Here is a 21,573-nt window from a genome sequence, read left to right on the forward strand (position 1 = left end):
TTAACAGGCTACTCCACTGGAGGAGTGACTGCAGTAAGTTTTTCGTTGAAGAAAAAGACCGGGTGCCAACGGGGAGGCTGGACACCCGGTGTTTGCAAGAGGCCCTAAACGGGCTGCAAACGACTTACTGGAGTAGGGAGGACAACGATCAAAAAGCGTAATTGAAGCTGACACTGGTGGAGCGGCCGCTGATGGCCCTGCCGCGAACAACATCTCCAGCCTCTGCGTAAGACTCTTCAACCTCAGTTACAACAAATTCATCAGTAAGGTTGTTTACGTTAAAGGAAACGGTGAGATCCTCAGTAACATAATAAGAGCCGAACAGATTTACCAACACATAACCATCTTGTTTCAGCTGGTTGGAATCTGAAACGTAGTACTCAGTGGAGCCCTGCAGGCTGGCGCCGAAGGTTAGGCTGTTACCAAAATTATACTGCGGGGTAATGGTGTAAATAATATCTGCCTGACGGCGGGGGGTATTGCCGACTACCGATGGGTTATTCGCATCTTTGCTGATTTCGGCATCCGTCCAGGTCAGGTTGCCGTTAACCGAGAAATCGCCATAAATATAGGAGCCTTCCAGCTCTATACCTTGTGCTTCATACTCGCGTACGAAAGTTAGGCCGCTGGTGATTTCCGCATTGGTCTCTTCGGTGATGGTATTGAAATAGGTGGCAAAAATATCAAAGTCACCAGCGGTAAACTTATAACCGATCTCCAGCTGGTCAACAGAATCAAAGCCATCGGTGGTGTCGCTGAGGCTGCCATCACTATTTAAAGCGCCGCTAATTTGCAGCAGGCGATCGGCAATTGCGCGGCCACCTTCACTGTAACGAGCAAAAACCGCCATGCTGTCATTGATTGCATAGTTGCCGCCAAGGGAGAAGGAGGTGTTATCTGCATCATAGTCGACTAGTTGGGTATTGCCGTTAGCCATAGTGATAATGCCACCGGTAAAACCAAAGGCATCTGATGCGCTCGCATCTTCCACATCGCTGATAATGCCATCTCCGTTGATATCGTAATCGGTATCGCCACCACAGCAACTGGAAACCAGAGAGCCCTTTGCATTGACCATATCGTGGCGTGCACTGACGTCGAAGGTGAAGTCCCCAACATCGAAAGACACGTTCATATAAGGAGCGTAGGTTTCATATTCCAGATCCCAGGCATAGGACAGGAAGCTTGCCGACCAGAGGCCATCATCGACTAACAAATCCCCGTTGGCATTCGCTGTGATGCTTAGGTTCTGGGAGTCACTGCCATCCACGCTTTGGATTAGGGCATTCCAACTATTCCAGCTGGTCTTGATATTTTGCTTGGAGTAGTAAAAGCCTGCGGAAACAACAATGTTGTCATTAATGAGCTTATCGACTTTGAAATCGTTGACGATCAACCCCAGGTCATGGATTTCTGTATCGAACAACAAGTTCAGATAGGCTAATTCATCGACCTCTCCGCCATTGGCGTAGGTCACAGTGGTTCCTGTACTACAGTCCACTGCAGAACCCTCTCCGCTAACGGCATTGGCACAGATCAGGTCTGCCATACTTTGTGCGGATTGTGGGCCGTAATTGCCAAAGGTGTCAGTAAATGGAGAGATAAAGCTACCGCTTATATCGGAAATTCTGAACTTGTCAGTAATGGTCCAGCCATTCTCAAATTCAAATTGACTCTCAAATCCATAGGCTTCTACCAGGGATTCAATACCGTCGCTGAGATCCCGATTTACCGGGTTGCCATAGGCATCGAAAGTGGAGATATTGCGGTAATTGTCTGAGTGCAGGGTCTGGCTGCTGGCATCGAAGTTGGCTACAGTACCGAACTCTCCATTGCCTTTATAAGTTACCGGGCCGGGTAGGTAAGTGGTCACCCGATCGTCCAGGTGTTTGTAGTAAAGGCGCACATAACCGTTGTCAAAATCTTTGGTGAGATTGGCCTTCAATTGGCCACCGGAATCGCCATCAAAGCCGGTTTCACGAACACCTTCCCCCTCGCGCAGGAAACCGCCTACATAAAAACGCAGGGTATCGCTGAGGTGGTGCCCGTAGCCGAAGTTCAGGCGGGTTTCATCGTAATCTGCACCAAAGGACAGGCCTATATTTCCGCCTTCCTCTTCTCCGGTCTTGCTGATCATATTGATCACACCGCCGGGGGAGTTGCTGGCAAAGGTGGAAGCGGAACCGCCGCGTACACTTTCAATGCGGGATAGGGAAGAATCTGCTCGAATAAAGTTGTCGGTATTGCCGAAATTGACATCGCCGTATTCGAGTACTGGCAGCCCATCCTCGTGGATCTGCATGTACTTGGAGCCACCAGTGGCAAGCGGAATTCCCCTTACCGTGATATTGGCATTGCCACCACCACCAGAAGATTCAGCGCGTATACCTGGCAGGCTGCGGAAAACTTCTGCGGTTGAGCGGGGGGCGTAGTTAGACAGTTCTTCGGTATCTAGGGCGCTAACGGAGATGCTGGATTCCATTTTCGTTACGGGGCGTGCCGTAGCGGTAATGATGACTTCTTCGATCTCCAACTGCTCTTGGGCGGTTACCGCAGCGCTAACACTGGATGCCACCGCTATCGCCAGGGCGATTGAACTTGGTTTAAAGCCTCCGACCCGTTTGCAATCGGCTTGAAAGTCTTCTGCCTTCACGACGCTCTCCTCAATCATCATTTATGGTTATTAGTTTTCACTGCTGGCCCATTTAGGTTGGGCTCTTCTGCTTTCATGATCCGCATGGCTGGACGGCCATTTTGTATTTATTAAACCACTGTGATTTAATCTGGGCAATAGAATTTTTCGGGAAATTTGCCATTGATTTTAAAGGTTCAACTAAATCAATCAGTGAGATTTACTCTTCAATGGAAGGAGCCCGGGTACTGCTTGGGTGCTGAAGAAAATTTGCTTGGTTTGTGGGGAGTGGGGCAAAGGGAAGGGTTTTTACTGAGATCTTGGGGATAAATATCTAAAGAAACTGCAATCAGTGGGAAGTTTTCAGCTATTGATTGCTTACAGGTTAGGTGAAGTCTTCGGCCCTGGTGGGTATTTGGCTGGCGGCACGGCACCGGTACTTTCGCAAGATGCCGAAGACCATCTATCGTTACTCTGCCAATTTTAGTTGTCCATTCGCAAGAAATTCGATCTTCTTGGGATCACAAATCCCGCCGATAAAATTGCCTTGTGCATCGTCGCGGTTAAAGGCGAGCAGATACCAGTGTTGGTCTGGCCCCTGTATCACCCGACCGGAATATAGGCTGCCCTGCTCGTCAGCACCGAGGAATCCATCACCAATAACGGTGTATGGCCCATTTAGGGCATCGGAGACAAAATACTTGGTGCCGGTAAGTGGTTTTCCGCTCATAGACTGGCGGTGGGCTTGGCTGTGAAACTGAGTGGAGACAGAGCAGAAGAGATAGTAGCGGCCCTGGATTTTTTCAATCTGCGGGACTTCCATTTCTCCATACCAGCCCGGTGCCAGTATGGGCTCTCCAACTTTCCAGTGCAGGAGGTCGGTGGAGCTGGCATAACCCACTGCGCCGCGCCCGTCGGGACTGCCTTGATTACAACGGGCAGTGACATACATATGATAAAGGGCTTGATCGGGATCTTTGACAATCCAGGGGTCACGCCAGGAGGCATCATGCCAGTATTCCAGGTTTAGACCGTCATAAAACTTGGGGTCTAACTCCACCAGAGGGTTTTCCGGACATTTTTGCCAGTTTAAAAGATCTTTGGAGGTAGCCAGGCAGACCCGCTGAATAAGCCCTTTTTCTGTGTGTTTGGTACCCGTGTAAAACATATACCAGGTGTCGCCCTCTTTATGTACGCAGCCGGTCCAGGTTGTGTAGGAGTCCGCAGCCTCATCAATGTCACCCTCTTGATATTGGGAGGGTTTTATCGCGTCTTGCGTTGGGGCCCAATGAATCAGGTCGGTGGAAATGGCGTGACCGATCGAGACATGCCAATGGCGTAGCTCTGGATCGCCGAGGGATTTATCCGCTTGTAGATAAAACATATGGTATTGATCGCCATCAACGGCGAACCAAAAATCCCAAACCCATTTGTCTTTTAGGTTAAATGCCATCTCGCTGGTTACCTCACTGTTATGATTATGTAAAACGAACCAATACGGTTTTAATGCCTAATTAGTTGAGCCTTGATTTTCCGCTATATTTCAGGTTAAACCGGAACCCGCTCAGGAACTCCACCCTTCAACAGCACGGTCTTATCTGGTGCAAAATTGGAGTAAAAGGGCAGGATGGCACCGCCAATCGCGATGGCATTAATACCGATCTTACCGCTCATTATTTGGGGCTTGAAAACTCCGGACGGGGCGGCTTGCTGCATTCGCCTGGAGATGATTTCCACCAGCTCCTCCAGCAGGAATCGTGGAAGGTGCGCATCGATAATAACGGCCTCAAGATCCAGTACGCTGACTGCCGAGAGAATGGCGTAAAGCAGGGCATCAGCGCAGTCGTCCAGCCATTCCTGTATGAGTGGGCGGGCCTGATCCATCACCGACAATAAATCAGCAGAGTCATTGATATTAATTTGGTTGGCGCGCAGGTGTCGGCGCAAGCCAAAAAGTGAGGCTCGATTAAGTAATGTCTCGAAGGCCCCTTCGGGTTCTGGGGTACTACTGAGCTTGGAGGCAGGGACTGGCATGGTGGCCAGGTTGCCTGAGTTGCCATGTACACCAGTCTCCAGGCTGCTATTAAGCACCAGACCGCCGCCGATAAAAGTGCCAACGAAGATATAAAGAAAGTCGGAAACTTCAGTGCCTTTGCCGAATTGCAGTTCGGCGACTGCTGCAGCAGAGCAGTCATTTTCAAAAAAGACGGGTAGGTGGGTGCCTTTGGAAACCTCTTCTGCGAAGTTAATTTCTCGCCATTCGTTCGCCAGGGTATCGCTCATTTCCAATTCTTTTGTCCAGGCACCGATAAACCAGGGCATGGCGATACCAACGCCGACGAGCTTGGATTGGTCTTTTTTGACTAATTCTGCACTTAAATTTTCGATACCTGATTCTATATTTCTGAGTAGAAAGTCGGGCTCAGGGCATTCAAATTCCTGGCATATTTTCTTCAAAATATTGCCGCCAAAATCCATTAACAATAATTCAACATTACGCCGCCCAACTTTAATGCCTATGGAGTAAGCACCGGTGGGGTTGATGGTGTACATGATGGAGGGCTGGCCTTTGCCGCCAAGCCTGCGCCCCTCACGCATAACCATGCCAGTGCTCTCCAATTCATCCACGATGCGTGTAACGGCCTGGGGGGTGAGGTTGGTGAGGCGCGCCAGGTCAGACTTGGACGCAGTACCTGCTTTCCGCAGCGCGGTTAGCAAAACCCGTTCGTTATAGCGACGCAGGCCGCTGGAATTACTTCCCTTACCCATTTCTGTGCCCCTTTTGTAGAAAACGCGTATCCGAGAGTTTGATCTGAGACTATTGGTGACAAATAGGTCCATATAGGATTTTATTGCGTTTACCTAGCGTGAGCAATGAAAGTGAGATGAACGGTTTTTCCATAACTTATTGATTTCAAAGTATTTTTTATATTTTGATGGTTTGCTTTACTTAATTAAACCACTGTGATTTAATTTTTTGCAAGTTCCGCAAACCATAAAAAATACGCAGCTAGCGGTGAACGAGGAAGTTATGTCGGTCGATTTTGGTCTCCACCCCATCGATGCGATCATTTTGGTCGTCTATTTCGTTTTCACAATTGGCCTGGGGCTCTATCTCAGTCGTCGCCACGACACCGCTGAAGACTACTTCCTTGCTGGGCGAAAGATGGTTTGGCCGCTGATAGGGCTTTCCCTGTTCGCTTCGAATATCTCCAGCACGACCCTGATTGGTTTGGCAGGCGATGCCTATAGCACCGGCATTGCGGTCTTCAACTATGAGTGGATGGCTGCTGTCATCCTGGTGTTTTTCGCGATTTTTTATCTGCCGACAATACTTCGCTCCCGTATCTACACCATGCCCGAGATGCTGGAGCGGCGCTTTAATCGCACCGCCAGGACTTACTTTTCCGGTCTGACAATTTTCCTGAATATCGTGGTAGATACCGCCGGCAGCCTCTATGCCGGAGGCTTAGTGATGAAGCTGATTTTTCCTGAAATGCCGATGTCAGTGACCATTTCGATTTTGGCGGTGATCGCAGGTATTTACACGATTGCCGGCGGTTTGGCCGCGGTAATTTACACCGATACTATCCAGGCTCTATTGCTAATTTTTGGTTCAATTCTGATCAGTATTTTCGCTCTGGATCGCGCTGGTGGCTGGGAGAATGTGGTTTCCCAGGTATCCGCCCATCAATTGAGTTTGATCCGTCCAATCGGAGATTCCAGTGTGCCTTGGCTGGGGCTGGTCACTGGAGTGGCCCTACTGGGTTTCTATTTCTGGTGTACCAACCAATTCATGGTACAGCGGGTGCTGAGCGCCAAAGATATTAACCATGGGCGCTGGGGAGCGTTGTTTGCCGGTCTTCTGAAATTGCCGGTGCTGTTTATTATGGTCCTGCCCGGCACTATGGCGATTGTCCTATTCCCCGAGCTGGAACGGGCAGACATGGTTTATCCAACCTTGCTGTTTGAATTGTTACCTGTGGGCATTTTGGGATTGGTCTTGGCTGGTTTTGTTGCAGCCCTTATGTCTCAGATTGACTCCACGCTGAACTCTGCATCTACATTGGTGACGATGGATTTCGTGCGACAGCGTTTTCCCTCTTTGAACCAGCATCAGCTGATGCGCGTGGGGCAACTGGTCACCTTCATCTTTATGGTTCTGGCTGTGCTGTGGGCGCCGCAGATAGAGAATTTTGGTTCTCTGTTCCAATATCTGCAAAAAGTACTTTCCTATGCCGTACCCCCTGTTTTGGCTCTATTCCTAATTGGCTTTTTTTGGCGGGGAGCGACCTCCAAGGGCGCAATGACCACTTTGGTTTTGGGCACTGCCGGAGGAGTAACTCTATTCCTCGCTAATGAGGTGCTGGGTTGGACTAATTTACATTTCCTTTATATAGCGCCAATCCTCTTTGTTTTCTGCTCCATGGTGTTGGTGGCTTCCAGCTTGATAAGCCCGGCAAAGATTAGTGAGGAAGCTAGGCAGTTTGTTTGGTCTCGCAAAGACTTTGATGCGGAAACCGAGGCGCTGCGCAGTGAGCCCCTATGGCGCAATTATCGTGTACTTTCAGTATTACTGCTGATTACTACTGCCCTGGTGGTGGGCAGTTTCTGGTGATTGTTGAGTTTGTGTTCCAATGAATATAACCGATAAAAGCTATTCACTGATTTAAAAGACTCTCACACAGGATGGAGCCCCTTAATAAGCAATTAAAGGAGGTGCGAAAAGAGAAAATACTTAGGTGGTAGAGGTAATGAGGTAACTAACAATGACGGACTGATAGCACAATTAATAAAAGGGTAATGCCATGAGGTATATCTTTACAGTGGTGATCGGGTTTTTTCTTTCTGCCCCAGTTTTAGCAGCTACCAATATATTGGATCTCTATTTTAATACCGCAGATAAAGGCGGAACCTTACGATATGATGAAATATTCTCCTATGGTAAGAGTGGTAATGGCAGTGACTTTGACATGTGTGATAGCTATTCCACCAAGCGTGTGCCGGGAGATAAAATAGCTGCTATTACCAGTTATAGCGGGGATGAACGCATCAAAGGCTTGAAGCTTGAATATCTATACGCTGATGATGACGAGGTGGGTAAAACGACTGGTTCAGGATTCCGCAAACTCCTTGGAGATATGGAATATATCCAGGGTTGGCGTTTTTATAAGAAACGCGATGGCAATATTTCTCGTATCCGTGTTTACTTAAAAGATATGTCAAATAACTCTACTAGAGAGATAACTTTTGGCAGTAATAATGGTTGGCATAAGTGGCAAGAGTATCAGCTAAGTATTGGTACCCGTTCAGTTGTGGGTTTTGCTGGTACCGCAGGAGATAGCAAGATTTGGAGTATTTACCCTTGTGTGGCTGACCGTTTTGATCTGGTTGAGAGTGGGGTTGAAATACACTGGGATCAAATTGTGGAAACCCCTGAGAATACAAAAACCTTCTTTGGTGAGAGATTGTTAGAGAATTTTTCTAGCGTAACTCAGAGTGATAGTACCGAAGTTTGGTATACGGATGGCAAGAGCGAAACTGATACTTGGACCAATACACTCGGCATCTCGGTGACTGCCGGCGTGAGCTTGACTGAGGGTTACAAGGTTGGAGTTCCGGGTACCATTGAAAATAGTGGCTCGATCACGTTCAATTTTTCTGAAACTTTTTCAGCCTCAACTACGGTTGGAGAAACTTCGACGGTTAGTAATCAGAGAACCGTTAAGGAAGCGATGCCCGCGAGTGTACCCGCTTATAGCCTACTGGTGGCACGTATGATGGTAGAAAATAGCGAGGTTGAAATCCCTTATACCACTACTGTGACTAATCCCCATAACGGTGACGAATTCAATTTCACTGGTGTGATTAAAGGATCAAGTTATTCTAAATCGCGTAAACGCTGGGATGTGGTGGGTAAAGCTTTCCCAGACCGCTATGAAGTGTATGAAAGTTATTCTTGGGTTGTAGAGTATTATGGCCTGGAAAATGTCACGATAATCTCTGATCCCGTGATTTAAGTGCCGTAGGTTTATAATGAAGGTCAGAGTGGCCTGTATAAGATCCGCTTAAATATTATGCGGGTCTTATACATTGAATTTGGTGAAATACTTCTTTAAGAGTTGAGTGGATACATCCATGTATCCTTCCAGATAAAATATTGTTATTCCAAACATCGCTTGATGGCGTTTCAGTCCCTGATTATGACGGAATACAAGCGGATTCTATCTTCATAGCATCCATAGTAACTCAGATTTACTGGGGTCTTTGACATAAAAGCAGACAATAAAAAAGAGACTTTGGTGTCATAGATTTGAGATTCATCATTCACTAGTACAAATGTCTTAGTGTCAGAGCATGCCACTTCAGCACTGGTATTTTCAAATCCTTTTAATCGAACGTCTACTCCTTGGCTGTGAACTTTGAGATAGTCAATGCGCGCCTGTTCAGTCCAGGCGGCACTTGCTGAAAGTGATTGAGATAGAGCGATACCCAGAACGATTGATACAACTGTTTTCATCCGTTACTCCCTGGCATGTGTATCGCCAACAAAAGGGGTTGGCAAATTCCTAGACATAACCAGTGAAATAATAGCAAAAACAGGGCGGCTTATTGCGTTGTGCTATCCGGTAGGTTTTTACGTCGCCAGGGCTATTTTGATGAAGTATATGCCCTGGCGTAGATTTATGAGCGGCTGGATATTACGTGCTTATTCTTCGTAAATGATTCTCTCTGTTTCCTTGATATGAAGCCGACGACGCTCTTGTTTTTCTCCTCGTATTCTGACTCGCTCACCAGATCTCATGCCCTTTTTTTTGATCTCCTTGGCATCTATAAAATAATACTGCCCTGTGTTTTCATCTTTGATGGAAAAGCGATGATCAATTTTTCCTGTTTTAAAATTTTCTGAAACCTCTTCTTCCAGTACTCCCGTTATAGCCTCCTGACCAGAGGCGGTGGGAATTAACAGTAAGGTCGAAATTATTGTGAGTAAGTATCTCATTGCTATTTCTCTCTTTAATTTGTATAGCTTACTGAAATGGTGGCAGTATTCATTTCATCACTTCTGGATTTAAACTCTATGGTGACTCCAGCAGCCGAATCTGTGAAGCTGCTGCCGGGCTCTTCAAGAGTGGCCACTTGGTTGGCGGTGTCATCTTTCAGATAATGCACAGTTACGGCCTTATCTTGCTGTGAACGAGGGTTTAGGATGGGGTGGGAAATATGATATTCCACGAAATAGTGATTTTCTCGATTGCTGCTACCGTTACTCTCCACCTTTATAATCTGTGGTATTGTTTTATTTAATTCGCCGGCGGTAAGTTCGATAGCCTGAATTTGAACCTCTGAAGCATTCCCCATACTTTTAGAAACAGATTTGGAATAGCCAGGGAAGCTGTTGTACCAACCCATAAAGTCCCTATGAGCGCTGCCAAATAAGCGTGACTGCCAGCTATTGCCCATGAAGGCTGCGGCAGCGCCATATTCACTTTCCCCTCTGTCGCTAGTATCCCCATCGTTGTTGTTATCATTGCCTGCATGGCCTAAACCAATGTTATGACCCAGTTCATGCCCCATAATTAGTTGATCGCTATCCGCAGTAACGATACTCCAGCGGCCATTGACCGCCGCGACCCCTGTACCAACTAACCCGGCATTGTAAGCGGCGGTTGGGAATATAAATACTCGATGGCGCCATGCGTTGAGGTCTACTGGGCGATTATTGGCATCGACAAAATTGGTTTCTACCCAGCGGCTTGCGTTATCTCTCCAAGTATAACCTCCATCGGAATATTGCCCATCCTGAGAGCTTGTGGCACGGCTCTGAGCATTTTGAACACTTAAAATTCCTCCGTTTTGATTGTCGGGGATGCTGTATATAAAGCAGTCAATAGAGCTTTCTTCTTTATTGTCCTCACCATAGCAATACTGTGCCAGAGAATTATTACTGCTGAGATGGCGCTGGAACTTTAGCTGACCCAGTGAGTTTTCTTTGTAAGTGTTATCGAGGGAGTCGGTAGCGTTGAATGTCATATCCGCAAGTTGGGAGATGCTGACATCATCCGTTACGGCGGCATCGGAAAAATTAACCAATATAAAAACGATACTATTTTGAGTGGCTTCAATCGTTTGGATTGCAAAAGTTACGTTTAGCTGATCTCCGTTACTGAGAGAAAAAACGATAGTATCTTCTACCGAAGCGCCACTGTTTAAATCACTGGCATTGTTATTCAGTTGGTATTCCCAATTGCCGCTGTCATATAGTTTGAAGTCACCATACATTCCGGCATAAGTCCCAGACTGAAAGGTGGGGCTGGTACTATCGGTATCCTCTAATCGCAGTGTACCCTGGGCATATTCACTAGTTCCCACCACTAATGTACTGAGCGGAGTGCTAGGATTGAATCTGTAGTCGCCAGTATCGGTGTTGCCCCCATCATTATCATTGTTGTTATCGGCATCTGTGCCGGTGTTAGATCCGCCATTTGTTTCATTATTAGGCTGATTATTATCAGAATTATTACTGCCTCCAGAGCCTCCACTACAAGCGGCCAGAATTACGGTTAATGTGAGAGCGCTAAACGTTTTAAGTGGACCAGGCATTGTTCCCCCAATTTATCTCTATAAGGTCATAGCCGGTGTTTAATGAGTTAAAAGATGGACTCCTATCAACTGGTACGGTTCCACCAACTGTGATTTAAAGAGTATTTTTTATTGATTTCGTCGCGGGAAGCTAAAAATTTTCACTTCTTATGTGCCTGTTTTGTGGTTTGGTGAGCACAGGAGGGTTCCAAGAGGAACACTTCTGATGGCCTGAAGTGAGAGACCTTTTGCACTGGGTGACAGAGCGTTTAGATATAGAGCGTTATGGCCCACCGATCACTTTGGTTGCTGTTCAGAATTGATGATGGTGGCCTCACTACTGATCTGTGAATTGGCCAGTTTTATTCGTCACTCGCTGGCCTGCACTAGCCGCTATCCACCATTTATCCCAACCATCTACGGCCTGTCCATCATGGAGACCACTCATCACTTGGACTGGAGACAACTACTCGTGTTGCTAAATTGCTTCTAACAAGTTGGAGGTGATGATGAAAAGGAATACTTTTTGGCTGCTGTTGATGTTGTCTTTGGTGGGTGAGCTCAATGCTCAGTCACTTACTCAGCAGTGGGAGTTGGCAATGGCTGTTAGCGCTAAGAATCAATCGAAAAGTGCCATCTTCGATTCTGGGTCAGGTTATGAGCGCCAAGCTAAATTACAAGGTGCGCTGCAGGTATCGGACTGGGAAGGACAGGTTTCCATGCTGCATGAAGCAGGTAGTGGCGCTGGTGAGGAATCAGAACTTGTTGTGGAAGAGTTATTTTGGCAGGGGGATAGATTCGGGTGGGACCTGCTTGCAGGTAAGCGTCGCCTGGATTTTGGTGTTAGCTACGCTCACAGACCTTTGGATCTATTCCTGCCTATGGAGCGCAACCCGGTATCTCTGCGGGCTGATGAGGGCGTTGCCGTCGTATCAGCCAGCCGCTTCACAGAAAGTGGAGAGCTGAGCCTGATGTTGGTAGATGCTAATGCTAGTCAACTTATTAATGAAGAGCTTCCGAGAGGTTTGGCTGCACGTTGGTACCAGCTGAAAGGTGTGAGTGAATGGCAACTACTCGGTTATCTGGATGATCAGCGTGGCTTGAATATCGGCGCCAGCTGGGTTACGACCTATGGGGAGTCATGGGAATTACATAGCGAAGGCCGTTACCAACAGCGTTATCGTCAATGGCTAAAGCCCGGTTCTCCAGGAGCTGGCACTTTACCCCGAGAGGGAGAACAGAGCGATGGCTGGCAGGCTCTGTTGGGCATGACCTGGACCCATAACGCAGGGCATACAATCATCGCTGAATACTGGTTTGATAGCAGGGCGTGGCATACTCGCGATTGGCAAAGGCTTGCAGACAATGCCAACTGGTATCGTGAACAGGGGGAAGGGTGGGATGCTACCAGATATGCTTCTGCGGCAGCTTTTTTAAGTGAAGCACGCAATCGACATAACCTGATGATGCACTGGAGCTTATCTAATCACAATTACAACCCTAAATTGGATATTTTATACTCCCCTGGCGATAGAGGCATGGTTTTGACTGCTGGTATTAACCATGAAATGAAGGGCGATTGGACTCTGGGTGCATCAGTAAGGTATTTTGGCGGCGCTAAAAAATCGTATTTTACACAATTGCCTAATGAAACCCTTGTTACTTTGACTGCGAACATGAAGATATAAAAGGAATCATGGTGAAGTTGCTCAGTGAATATTTACGTATATTGATTCTTTGTATTGTTGTGGCCCTAATCACTAAACAAGTGTGGGGAGGGAGTTACTCTCTCAACTTTGGTATATCCCTAACCTATGGCTTTGTTGCTTTTTCTACGCGCAAGCTTATGCTCCACCTAAAACCGAACTGGCCACATGTACTCAAGTATGCAGTAACCATTTCGGCAACGACGGTGCTGGGTTCTATTAATGTTTGGTGGTGGGTCTCTGGCTTTGGAGTTTTTCCTGCGGTTAATGCCCTGATTTACTCACTAATTCTGGCTATCTTTTTGACGACTTTACTCTACCAGTTTTATCTTAATCGTGAACAGTCCCACAAGCTGGAGACTGAGCGCAAGGAAGCAGAGTTACTACAGGCCCAGCAACAAAAAACTCTGGTGCAAAGCCAGCTGAAAGTATTACAAAGTCAAATAGAACCTCACTTTCTGTTTAATACACTGGCCAATCTTAAGATGCTGATTAGGCACGATCCACAGAAGGCAGAGCTACTACTGGATAATTTTAGCGATCTCTTGCGCTTTAGTTTGAATAAATCGCGTTCTGACTATGTGTCCCTGAAAGATGAACTTCGCAGTCTTGAAAGCTATTTGGCTATTCAGCAAATCCGACTGGGTGAGCGCTTGCAGTATAGGGTCGAACTGGCAGAAACCGTTAACCCTTCAACGGAAGTTCCGCCCCTATTAATACAGCCATTGGTGGAAAATGCCATTTTCCATGGTATTGAACCTTCACAGAAAGGAGGGCTGGTCTGTCTCAGGGTGGCTACGAAAGCTAGTCAGTGGATCATAGAAGTGGAGGACAGTGGAATTGGGTTGCAGGCTGCAACCAATAAGTCAACGTCAAACAAGCACAATGGTTTGGCTTTAAATAATATCAAAGAGCGTCTTGCCACTCTATACCAGGAAAAAGGCAAGCTGCAGATAAGTAGTAATCAACTGGGCGGGGTTACCGCTAGATTGGAGTTTCCATGCGCGCAATAATTGCCGATGATGAACCCTTGTTGCGTCATCATCTGGATAAAATGTTGGCTGATGTTTTTCCGGAACTTGTGGTAGTTGGTAAAGCAGCTGATGGTCAGGAGGCATTAACTCTTTGCCAGAAAGAACAGCCTGATGTCATTTTTCTCGATATCCGTATGCCGGGTTTGGACGGTATTGCGGTTGCTTCCGCGCTTAACAAGCTGGAAATCAAACCCGTGGTAGTCTTTATTACTGCCTATGATGAATATGCAGTAAATGCTTTTGAGCAGGAAGCCGTAGATTATTTGTTGAAGCCCATTGATGATGAGCGACTTCAGCTAGCTTGTGAACGTATCAAGAAGCGTCTGGAAAGTAGAGCGGAAGAGCAGGCGCAAGTGAGTCCGAATATTGCGGCTTTATTGCAGCAACTCAATGTCGGTAAGCCGGAATATCTACGCTGGGTCAGGGCTAGTAAGGGAGAGGATGTACACCTAATCTCCTGTGATGAAATTTCGGCTTTTGTCGCTGAGGACAAGTACACCACTGTTTACTCAGACCAGGGCCAGCATATTATACGCACACCGCTTAAGGAATTGATGACGCAGTTGGAGCCTGATCTTTTTTGGCAGATACACCGATCAACGATTGTCTGTATTAAGCGAATCGATAAGATTAGCCGAGGGCTAACGGGCTCAGCTACGGTAATTATGGATGATGGGCAAAAGTTTTCTGTGAGCCGTAGGGCCGCAGCAATGTTTAAATCTATGTGAATGTATTTTTTGTTTGTTACATAGAGAGAATAAATTTAAGGTGGTAAGGCGGATTAATTATAACCGGTTCACAGTAAGCGCCGGTTCTTAATTGTCCTAACTAAGAATGACACGGAGTCACGATGCAAGATTATTACTCTTCCACAGAATTAAGAGATTTTGCCAGTGCTTTATTCCAGCGTGTGGGGCTCGCTAAGGACAGGGCCGACATAATCGCTAATGTATTCTTGCAGGCAGACCTGCTCGGTTTTACCACCCATGGCTTGCACCGGGTTGTGAGCAATTTAGAGTGGTTACAGAGTGGTGAGTCCAAGCTTAGTGGTGAACCCAAAGTGTTGTCCGATAGGGGTAACTGCTTTAACTGGGATGCACAATTTTTACCTGGTCCCTGGGTGCTTAGCAAAGCCATTGAACAGGCATTATCACGAGTATCTGAACAGGGTGTTGTTACCGCTACTATTCGCCGCAGCCAGCATATTGCCTGCCTAGCTGCCTATTTACCTCAGGTAATCGAAGCGGGTTATGTGGCGATCCTAACCTGTTCAACTCCGGGAGAAAATACTGTATCGCCTCAAGGGGGAATTGATCCATTGTTCTCTGCGAATCCCCTGGCATTTGCGGCTCCGGCCGGAGGTTACCCTCTGTTGTTTGATGTGAGTATGTCTATCACAGCTGGCGCCTATGTGTCACGTGCAAAGCGAGAGGGTAGGAAAATGCCTTCCGCTTGCCTTAAAGACCATAATGGCAAGATTTCCGATGATCCCTCGGCGTTCAAAAATGGTGGCAGTATTTTACCGATTGGTGGTGCTGATCACGGTTACAAGGGGGCGGCACTAAGTGCAATGTTGGAGGTGTTGTCGATGGCACTTGGAGGCTATGGCCGTGGCGATGATTCAGCCAAGCGCGATAAAGAGGCCAACTCGGTTTTCTTACAGATAATTGATCCCCAGGCTTTTGGGGCAAAAGCAGACTTTCTTCGTCAAACCATTGCTTTAAGTAACCTCTGGGAGCAAAACCGCAGTGATAGTGATGAGCCAGTAAGAGTGCCCGGCCAGCGTGCTTGGGCGAATCGAACACGGCAATTGCGTGATGGGGTAGAGTTATATCCCTCTATTATCAAGGATCTTCAGCCCTGGGCTGAAAAATTACAGGTTCCCCTTCCCTCTGTATTAACTAAGAGCTAATTTTTACAGACAAATTCATTCTCTTAGAGTGATCACTTTAGTTACAGCAAAAGCATCAGCTCAACACTACATTAAAGACGAAACCCTTGGTGCGCCTGATAGTGTGTCGGTGGGGACGTTAAGAGGATGTAATAAAAAAGAGTGGCTCAAGGGCTGATATTTGTAAGGATGTTATGAGTGAGCATGGAAAGTTGACGGTGCACATCTTGCATAATCACCCTAGTGGGTCTTATACATAAAATGCTGAACCACCTAAGTTGGTACATATTGCGGGCTTATCTTCTACTTTCTAAAATTGTTGTTGAGCTGCTAAGAGGTTATTTTCCTGACTCTTTGATTTATAGGGGCTTTGCATGAGGAATGTGTTGATTTTGGCTGTAGTTCTGTTGATTTTTCAAAAGTGGGATAAGATAGAGCTGTATTTCAATCCGCTTCCGGATTACGTCTCTCTGCGGCCGGGTAAGGTTATTCTCTACGCTACCGAATGGTGCGGCTACTGCCAGAAGTCACGTGAATTGCTGGGAGAGTACAATATACCATTTTATGAGTATGATATTGAGAAATCCCAGGTGGGCAGGTTTCAGTATGATCGCCTAGGCGGTAAAGGTGTTCCTGTCTTGCTTATCAATGGAGAGGTAATTCACGGATATAATGCTAAAAAAATATTAAGTGCTTATTCAAATACTCAGAGTACTAGCTTTTTGTGATTAAGGTTGAGAATGATAATAAAAAAATCGTTTCGTACAATAGCCCTTGCAATTACTATGGCTGTGGTATGTAGCTGTTTAGGATTCAGCTCTATAGCAGTTGCAAATACTATTAGCACCAAGCTGGAAAAGAAGGGAAATGGTAACTGGTTTGTTACCTTTGTGTCAGAAAAGCCAATAAAGAAGCTCGCCTTTAAAAGCTCTCCGGATAACTCAAGAAGCAAGCGTTGGGCTCCTACTTCTAACGGGTATCAGTTTGAGTTTGTTGATGAGGTAGAGAGTTTAGTGCGTGAGGACGGCAGTGCCTTTACAGAAGCTACTTTTCATCTTACCCCTACTTATACGGCCCTCCCCAAGGAATATGCCCCTTTCACCCCGTTTTCGGATGGAAGTTATCTATTGCATACGGGGAGATTTTTTGCCTGCGCAGATTCTTGTCAACCTAGCCTAAATAAGTGGTATTTGACGATTGTTACTCCCGAGTCTGACAATATTATCCTGCATGGCAGGATCTATCAGGGGAGTATTGGGTGGACGGCTTTTGATGAAGGCAGCAAGGTCTATATTGGTCATGGAGAACCGATACAGAGTGATCACTTTGTTAGCGTGATCGATGAACTTCTACCAGAGAAGCTGCTACATCAGATGAGCACTCAGTTGCCTGAGTTGATGGATTTCTTTGCCGATAAAATGGGCGCACTTGGCTATAGGCCCGCATTGTTTGCTTCTTTTAGTTCTACAGACGATGGTCGACATGGTCATCAAGGCGGAACTCTGCCAGGCCAGATATTTATGCATTGGTATGGTAAGAAGTCTGTTGTTGAGGCAATTGATGTCGATGAACTGTTTTGGCTTTTTTCCCATGAAGTTGCTCACTTATATCAGAGAGAGGGCGCAGATGTTATAGATACAGCTGACTCCTGGCTTCATGAGGGAGCGGCTGATTATTTTGCCGGTTTGGCGTTCGAGAGTATCCTTTCTAAGGGTTATCTGTCGCAGAAGATAAAGTAAGCAGAGCAGAAATGCCTTGCCAGCCTGGGGGAAAATCCGGTTTATCTGGATGCGTCACGTAAGAATCCACGCATTCACTATAATTGCGGTCTTCTGATTATAAATGCGATAGATACATACTTGAAAGAGCAGGGCTCTATTTCCATTTATGAATTATGGAATCTCTATTCTTCTAAGATTTCAACTGAATCACCAGCCGGGGCGGCTCAATTTCTGTTTGCAGCCAAGCCTTATCTACCGTCAGCAATGGTTAAAAATTTAGAAAAATTAAACACCCCTGGCTTCTCTGCTTTAAAATTTATTAGCAAGTTGATAGCTGACAGTACCTAATAATCAATTTTTCAATACTAAGGTTTTCTTACTGATGGGTGAGTTTGGGCTTACCCTCTAAATATGTTGGACCTAATTTTTATATATGTGTTCGAGCTGATTTGATAGGTCGCTTAGGGACAATATCAATTAACTGGTTCTGCTGTACCACCTCCTAGGAAGTAACTTGCCAAAATAGTTTACGCCTCGCCATTTACCACTTGTCTGTGGTTTCTAACTCCATTCAGCCCAAAGATTTCCCGTTTATCCCTCTCCTTCCCCTTTTGTCGCACGATGAAGACCACCTCCATAACCAGCGCTAATCTGCTCCCAACCTAAACGCAAGGAGAGAAATCATGAAGAAGATTATTGCAGCGGCACTGATTCAACTGGGTATGTCTACTTCCGCTTTTGCCGCAGTGGATGCGCAGTTAGAAGGGCTATATAACAAGGCGGCGCAGCAGGGTGGGGATGCCATTGAAGTTTCTTACGAGGCTTTCAAAATTGCCCAGCAGCAAGACCCCACAGACCCTGCAGCCCTATTCTACCTGGGTGCCAGTGAGACTCTGATGGCCAAGGAGAGTTGGTTGCCGTGGAAGAAGGTGAGCTATGCAGAAAATGGGATCGCCCGTATGGACAAAGCCCTATTGATGTTGGAGGAGCTTGAAAATCCTGGCCGCTCGGCTAGGGGGGTGCCCCGGGATTTACTTTTTAAGGGGATTGCAGCCACCACTTTTACCAAGGTACCCGCTTTCTTCAATGCTTTTGATCGAGGATTTGAGCTCTATGGGGAGCTGATGAATGATCCGCGTCTGTCGCACATGCCGGTACAGGCAGTGAGTTGGATCTACTGTGGTGCCCTGGAGGCTGCGGATTTGGGTGAAAAGTCAGATCAGAAAAGTGAGTGGCAGGCAAAGGTCAATACAAGAGGGGCTCAGGCACTTTGTAAGCTGGATACTGAGTAGTAATTGGGATTGGAGAAAGACCGATGTTGCAGCTGACACATATAGAAAAGACCTATACGACAGGTGAAATAAAGCACCAGGCTTTGCGAGATGTCAACCTGGCTATTCGCCCCGGTACTATGGTGGCCCTCTGTGGGCCTTCAGGCTCCGGTAAAAGTACCATGCTAAATATCTGTGGCTTATTGGACCAAGATTATTCCGGTGTGGTGCATTTTGCCGGTGAATTAATGACCAGGGACTACCAGCAGGCAATGAAGATACGTCGCACTCAGATGGGGTTTATCTTTCAGAAATTTAATTTGGTTCCGGTGATGAGTGCCTTTGAAAATGTTGCCTACCCATTACAGCTCAATGGAGTGAATTCTGCTGAGGTAAAACAGCGGGTAATGCAGATGTTGGATTATGTGGGTTTGGCCAAGTTTGCCCGATATCGCCCCGACCGCCTCTCCGGCGGCCAACAACAACGGGTGGCGATAGCTCGAGCACTGGTGCACAAGCCCAAATTGGTGATAGCTGATGAGCCCACCGCTAGCTTGGATAGTGTAACGGCTCAGCAGATTATTGAATTAATGAAACACCTTGGCAGGGAACAGAAAACGGCCTTTATTGTGGCCAGCCACGATGATCGTATGACTCAGCACTGTGACAGAGTGATCAATTTACAAGACGGTGTGATTTTGCAGGAGGAAGCCCCATGCGTCGCTTAAAACTGGCAGTTTTGAATTTATTACGCAACCGCCGCCGCAGCCTTTTGACCGTCGCAATTGTCGCTATTGTAGTGATGGCTCTGATGACTTCCGGGGGCTTTGGTCTATACACTTATAAATCCCTGAAAGAAGGCGCGGCGCGCAGTCAGGGGCATCTGGTGTTTACCCAGCCGGGATATTTCAATAGCGATGAAGAGTATCCATTACAAAATGGCTTGGAAAATGCCGACGAATTGAGAAAGCGCTTATTGACCGATAGCCAGGTTAAGGCGGTACAACCACGTATCTATTTGAATGGCTTGATCTCCAATGGAGATAAGTCGACCATATTTTTGGGGCAGGGGATTTTGCCGAGCGAGTTTCGGGTAAAAGGGCCTTTCTTAAATATGACCGAAGGTGGCATTCTGAGTAAGAATGAAGATCCTACCGATCCGCAGATTATGCTGGCCAAGGATCTGGCCAGAAATCTGAATGTAAAAACAGGGGACTATATCACCCTGATGTCGACTACTGTAGATGGGGCTCTTAACGCACTGGATTTTAAAGTGCAGGGAATTTTTGGAACTGGTGTTCCTGATATGGATAAGCGTCAGGTGTATCTCTCGATAAATTCTGCCCAGTTTATTCTCGATAGTGAAAAGGTCAGCACCATGCACCTGTACGGTTATGAGCTGGAAGACACCGAAGTATTAAAGGCGCGTCTGGCTGAGCAGGCTCCCGAGTTGGAAATTACCACCTGGGAGGATCGCGCCTTCTTTTACCAGGGGGTGAAAAGTCTTTACGACCGAATTTTTGGTCTGATGGGCGTGATCATGGCGATGGTGATTTTTGTTTCTCTCTTCAACACCTTGGCGATGTCGGTTACAGAAAGAACCCGTGAGATCGGCACTCTTTCCGCATTGGGTACGTCCCGCGCCGAATTATTGCTGGGCTTTGTGTTGGAGGCATTGGTCTTGTCCCTGGTAGGAGCGATCGTGGGCATCTTGCTGGCAGCTGCAGTGAGTATGGGTTTGATGGTGTTTGAAGTCACCATGCCGCCCCCTCCCGGTAAAACCGAGAGCTATCCCCTGGTGGTGTATTTCTCAATGAATCTTGCTTGGATGATCTCGTTAACAGTAGCGGCAATCTGTGTTCTGTCTTCCTTTATGGCAGCGCGCAAAGGTGTAAACAAACCGATAACAGAGGCATTGGTACATGTATAAGTTAGCGAAACTAAAAACTGCTTGGAAAGTTTTGGGCAGCGCTCTGGTAATAGCAATGGCTCCAATGGCATTGGCCAATTCACTCAATACCAATAGTGGGGCCAGCAACGAGATTATCTACACCACGCAGCAAGTGGAGGGCATGCTTGCCAAAGCCGATTTTTACCGTCTGCAAGAAAATTCCGCGCGAGTAGTCACTGAGGTGCAGGTCTACAAAAATGGCGAGCTGGACAGTATGGATAATTACCATGTGTACACCCGCCCACAGCGCAAATCTCTAGTGGTATTCAAAGGCAAGGGAGAGGAGGGCACCAAAATGTTAATGCTGCAGGATAACTATTGGATGCTGATGCCGCGCAGCCGCCGCCCTATACGGATTACACCCATGCAAAAATTGTTGGGGGGGGCATCGGTGGGGGATGTGGCCACACTTACCTGGAGTGAGGATTATCAGGGCGTTTATGCCGGGCAGGAGACATTACAGGATCAGCTGGTAAACCGTTTGAGCCTTACCGCTAAAACCAAAGGGGCCAGTTATCAGCGTATTAACTTGTGGGTGGATAGCAAAAGTAATTTTCCGGTAAAAGCCGAGCTTTACCTGAAATCCGGCAAGTTGGCTAAGGTTGCGCACTTTACCTCTGGGCAAAGAGAGGGGCGGCAGTTAGTGGTGGAAATGCGGCTGCAGGATACGATCAATACTGGCACAGAGACGCGGGTTATTTATGAGAGTGTCCAGGCCCATGATTTGCCGGAAAAGTATTACAACCCGGCTTACCTAAGTCGCCAGTCAACCGCTGAGCTTTAA

19 protein-coding genes are annotated in these 21,573 nt (G+C 46.9%); 13 read left to right on the forward strand and 6 right to left on the reverse strand.

The features are described from left to right. Window positions 1-148: 148 nt before the first annotated feature. The 3 genes from MJO52_RS06990 to MJO52_RS07000 form a co-directional block, all read right to left on the reverse strand. Window positions 149-2,653, reverse strand: a complete 2,505-nt coding sequence (locus MJO52_RS06990; RefSeq protein WP_252085232.1) for a TonB-dependent siderophore receptor — start codon at window positions 2,651-2,653, stop codon at window positions 149-151. A gap of 448 nt (window positions 2,654-3,101) precedes the next feature. Then, window positions 3,102-4,085: a hypothetical protein gene (locus tag MJO52_RS06995; RefSeq protein WP_252085233.1), complete on the reverse strand. Its 984-nt coding sequence runs from the start codon at window positions 4,083-4,085 to the stop codon at window positions 3,102-3,104. Window positions 4,086-4,180: 95 nt separating this feature from the next. Beyond that, a complete protein-coding gene (locus MJO52_RS07000) occupies window positions 4,181-5,401 on the reverse strand; it encodes an ROK family transcriptional regulator (protein ID WP_252085234.1) in 1,221 nt (406 codons plus the stop codon). Between the two features lie 247 nt (window positions 5,402-5,648). Here MJO52_RS07000 and MJO52_RS07005 point away from each other — a divergent pair, with 247 nt between their 5' ends. Together MJO52_RS07005 and MJO52_RS07010 are read left to right on the forward strand one after the other, a co-directional pair. Next, complete coding sequence (locus tag MJO52_RS07005) at window positions 5,649-7,250, forward strand: sodium:solute symporter (protein ID WP_252085235.1); 1,602 nt, start codon at window positions 5,649-5,651, stop codon at window positions 7,248-7,250. 208 nt (window positions 7,251-7,458) lie between these two features. Then, window positions 7,459-8,652 carry a hypothetical protein gene (locus tag MJO52_RS07010; RefSeq protein ID WP_252085236.1) on the forward strand — a complete coding sequence of 398 codons (1,194 nt, stop codon included), beginning with the start codon at window positions 7,459-7,461 and terminating at the stop codon, window positions 8,650-8,652. A gap of 170 nt (window positions 8,653-8,822) precedes the next feature. Here the strand turns inward: MJO52_RS07010 and MJO52_RS07015 are convergent, their stop codons facing one another. The 3 genes from MJO52_RS07015 to MJO52_RS07025 all read right to left on the reverse strand — a co-directional run bounded on the left by MJO52_RS07015 (window position 8,823) and on the right by MJO52_RS07025 (window position 11,236). Continuing rightward, window positions 8,823-9,152: a hypothetical protein gene (locus MJO52_RS07015; protein ID WP_252085237.1), complete on the reverse strand. Its 330-nt coding sequence runs from the start codon at window positions 9,150-9,152 to the stop codon at window positions 8,823-8,825. Window positions 9,153-9,341: 189 nt separating this feature from the next. Further along, window positions 9,342-9,635 (reverse strand): hypothetical protein, encoded by a 294-nt coding sequence (locus MJO52_RS07020; RefSeq protein WP_252085238.1) that lies wholly within the window; start codon window positions 9,633-9,635, stop codon window positions 9,342-9,344. Between the two features lie 14 nt (window positions 9,636-9,649). Continuing rightward, window positions 9,650-11,236, reverse strand: a complete 1,587-nt coding sequence (locus tag MJO52_RS07025; protein ID WP_252085239.1) for a VCBS domain-containing protein — start codon at window positions 11,234-11,236, stop codon at window positions 9,650-9,652. Window positions 11,237-11,724: 488 nt separating this feature from the next. Between MJO52_RS07025 and MJO52_RS07030 the strand changes: the two genes are divergently transcribed. The 11 genes from MJO52_RS07030 (at window position 11,725) to MJO52_RS07080 (ending at window position 21,573) form a co-directional block, all read left to right on the forward strand. Continuing rightward, window positions 11,725-12,903: a hypothetical protein gene (locus MJO52_RS07030; RefSeq protein ID WP_252085240.1), complete on the forward strand. Its 1,179-nt coding sequence runs from the start codon at window positions 11,725-11,727 to the stop codon at window positions 12,901-12,903. An 8-nt stretch (window positions 12,904-12,911) separates the two neighbouring features. Then, entirely contained in the window at window positions 12,912-13,934 is a 1,023-nt protein-coding gene (locus tag MJO52_RS07035; RefSeq protein ID WP_252085241.1) for a sensor histidine kinase, read from the forward strand. Further along, the gene (locus MJO52_RS07040; RefSeq protein WP_252085242.1) at window positions 13,922-14,683 is read left to right on the forward strand and encodes a LytR/AlgR family response regulator transcription factor; all 762 of its coding nucleotides are present in this window, start codon (window positions 13,922-13,924) and stop codon (window positions 14,681-14,683) included. Before MJO52_RS07035 ends, MJO52_RS07040 begins: the two co-directional genes overlap by 13 nt. A gap of 122 nt (window positions 14,684-14,805) precedes the next feature. Next, window positions 14,806-15,867, forward strand: a complete 1,062-nt coding sequence (locus MJO52_RS07045) for an Ldh family oxidoreductase (RefSeq protein WP_252085243.1) — start codon at window positions 14,806-14,808, stop codon at window positions 15,865-15,867. Between the two features lie 353 nt (window positions 15,868-16,220). After that, entirely contained in the window at window positions 16,221-16,574 is a 354-nt protein-coding gene (locus MJO52_RS07050) for a glutaredoxin family protein (RefSeq protein ID WP_252085244.1), read from the forward strand. A gap of 12 nt (window positions 16,575-16,586) precedes the next feature. Continuing rightward, window positions 16,587-17,585: a hypothetical protein gene (locus tag MJO52_RS07055; protein WP_252085245.1), complete on the forward strand. Its 999-nt coding sequence runs from the start codon at window positions 16,587-16,589 to the stop codon at window positions 17,583-17,585. 120 nt (window positions 17,586-17,705) lie between these two features. After that, the gene (locus MJO52_RS07060) at window positions 17,706-17,915 is read left to right on the forward strand and encodes a hypothetical protein (protein ID WP_252085246.1); all 210 of its coding nucleotides are present in this window, start codon (window positions 17,706-17,708) and stop codon (window positions 17,913-17,915) included. A 335-nt stretch (window positions 17,916-18,250) separates the two neighbouring features. Beyond that, the gene (locus tag MJO52_RS07065; RefSeq protein WP_252085247.1) at window positions 18,251-18,859 is read left to right on the forward strand and encodes a hypothetical protein; all 609 of its coding nucleotides are present in this window, start codon (window positions 18,251-18,253) and stop codon (window positions 18,857-18,859) included. 23 nt (window positions 18,860-18,882) lie between these two features. Beyond that, on the forward strand, window positions 18,883-19,566 hold the full coding sequence (locus MJO52_RS07070) for an ABC transporter ATP-binding protein (protein WP_252085248.1): 684 nt from the start codon (window positions 18,883-18,885) through the stop codon (window positions 19,564-19,566). Beyond that, on the forward strand, window positions 19,554-20,768 hold the full coding sequence (locus MJO52_RS07075; RefSeq protein WP_252085249.1) for an ABC transporter permease: 1,215 nt from the start codon (window positions 19,554-19,556) through the stop codon (window positions 20,766-20,768). The genes MJO52_RS07070 and MJO52_RS07075 overlap by 13 nt, the downstream gene beginning before the upstream one ends. Next, a complete protein-coding gene (locus tag MJO52_RS07080; RefSeq protein ID WP_252085250.1) occupies window positions 20,761-21,573 on the forward strand; it encodes an outer membrane lipoprotein-sorting protein in 813 nt (270 codons plus the stop codon). The genes MJO52_RS07075 and MJO52_RS07080 overlap by 8 nt, the downstream gene beginning before the upstream one ends.

It is taken from the genome of Microbulbifer variabilis (assembly GCF_023716485.1).
Taxonomy (GTDB): Bacteria; Pseudomonadota; Gammaproteobacteria; order Pseudomonadales; family Cellvibrionaceae; genus Microbulbifer; species Microbulbifer variabilis_B.

Excerpts from the sequence above, each read along its gene's own strand:
- MJO52_RS06995 (WP_252085233.1), bottom strand. The coding sequence starts at position 4,085 with ATGGCATTTAACCTAAAAGACAAATGGGTTTGGGATTTTTGGTTCGCC.
- MJO52_RS07000 (WP_252085234.1), bottom strand. The coding sequence starts at position 5,401 with ATGGGTAAGGGAAGTAATTCCAGCGGCCTGCGTCGCTATAACGAACGG.
- MJO52_RS07015 (WP_252085237.1), bottom strand. The coding sequence starts at position 9,152 with ATGAAAACAGTTGTATCAATCGTTCTGGGTATCGCTCTATCTCAATCA.
- MJO52_RS07020 (WP_252085238.1), bottom strand. The coding sequence starts at position 9,635 with ATGAGATACTTACTCACAATAATTTCGACCTTACTGTTAATTCCCACC.
- MJO52_RS07025 (WP_252085239.1), bottom strand. The coding sequence starts at position 11,236 with ATGCCTGGTCCACTTAAAACGTTTAGCGCTCTCACATTAACCGTAATT.
- MJO52_RS07030 (WP_252085240.1), top strand. The coding sequence starts at position 11,725 with ATGAAAAGGAATACTTTTTGGCTGCTGTTGATGTTGTCTTTGGTGGGT.
- MJO52_RS07035 (WP_252085241.1), top strand. The coding sequence starts at position 12,912 with ATGGTGAAGTTGCTCAGTGAATATTTACGTATATTGATTCTTTGTATT.
- MJO52_RS07040 (WP_252085242.1), top strand. The coding sequence starts at position 13,922 with ATGCGCGCAATAATTGCCGATGATGAACCCTTGTTGCGTCATCATCTG.
- MJO52_RS07045 (WP_252085243.1), top strand. The coding sequence starts at position 14,806 with ATGCAAGATTATTACTCTTCCACAGAATTAAGAGATTTTGCCAGTGCT.
- MJO52_RS07050 (WP_252085244.1), top strand. The coding sequence starts at position 16,221 with ATGAGGAATGTGTTGATTTTGGCTGTAGTTCTGTTGATTTTTCAAAAG.
- MJO52_RS07055 (WP_252085245.1), top strand. The coding sequence starts at position 16,587 with ATGATAATAAAAAAATCGTTTCGTACAATAGCCCTTGCAATTACTATG.
- MJO52_RS07065 (WP_252085247.1), top strand. The coding sequence starts at position 18,251 with ATGAAGAAGATTATTGCAGCGGCACTGATTCAACTGGGTATGTCTACT.
- MJO52_RS07070 (WP_252085248.1), top strand. The coding sequence starts at position 18,883 with ATGTTGCAGCTGACACATATAGAAAAGACCTATACGACAGGTGAAATA.
- MJO52_RS07075 (WP_252085249.1), top strand. The coding sequence starts at position 19,554 with ATGCGTCGCTTAAAACTGGCAGTTTTGAATTTATTACGCAACCGCCGC.
- MJO52_RS07080 (WP_252085250.1), top strand. The coding sequence starts at position 20,761 with ATGTATAAGTTAGCGAAACTAAAAACTGCTTGGAAAGTTTTGGGCAGC.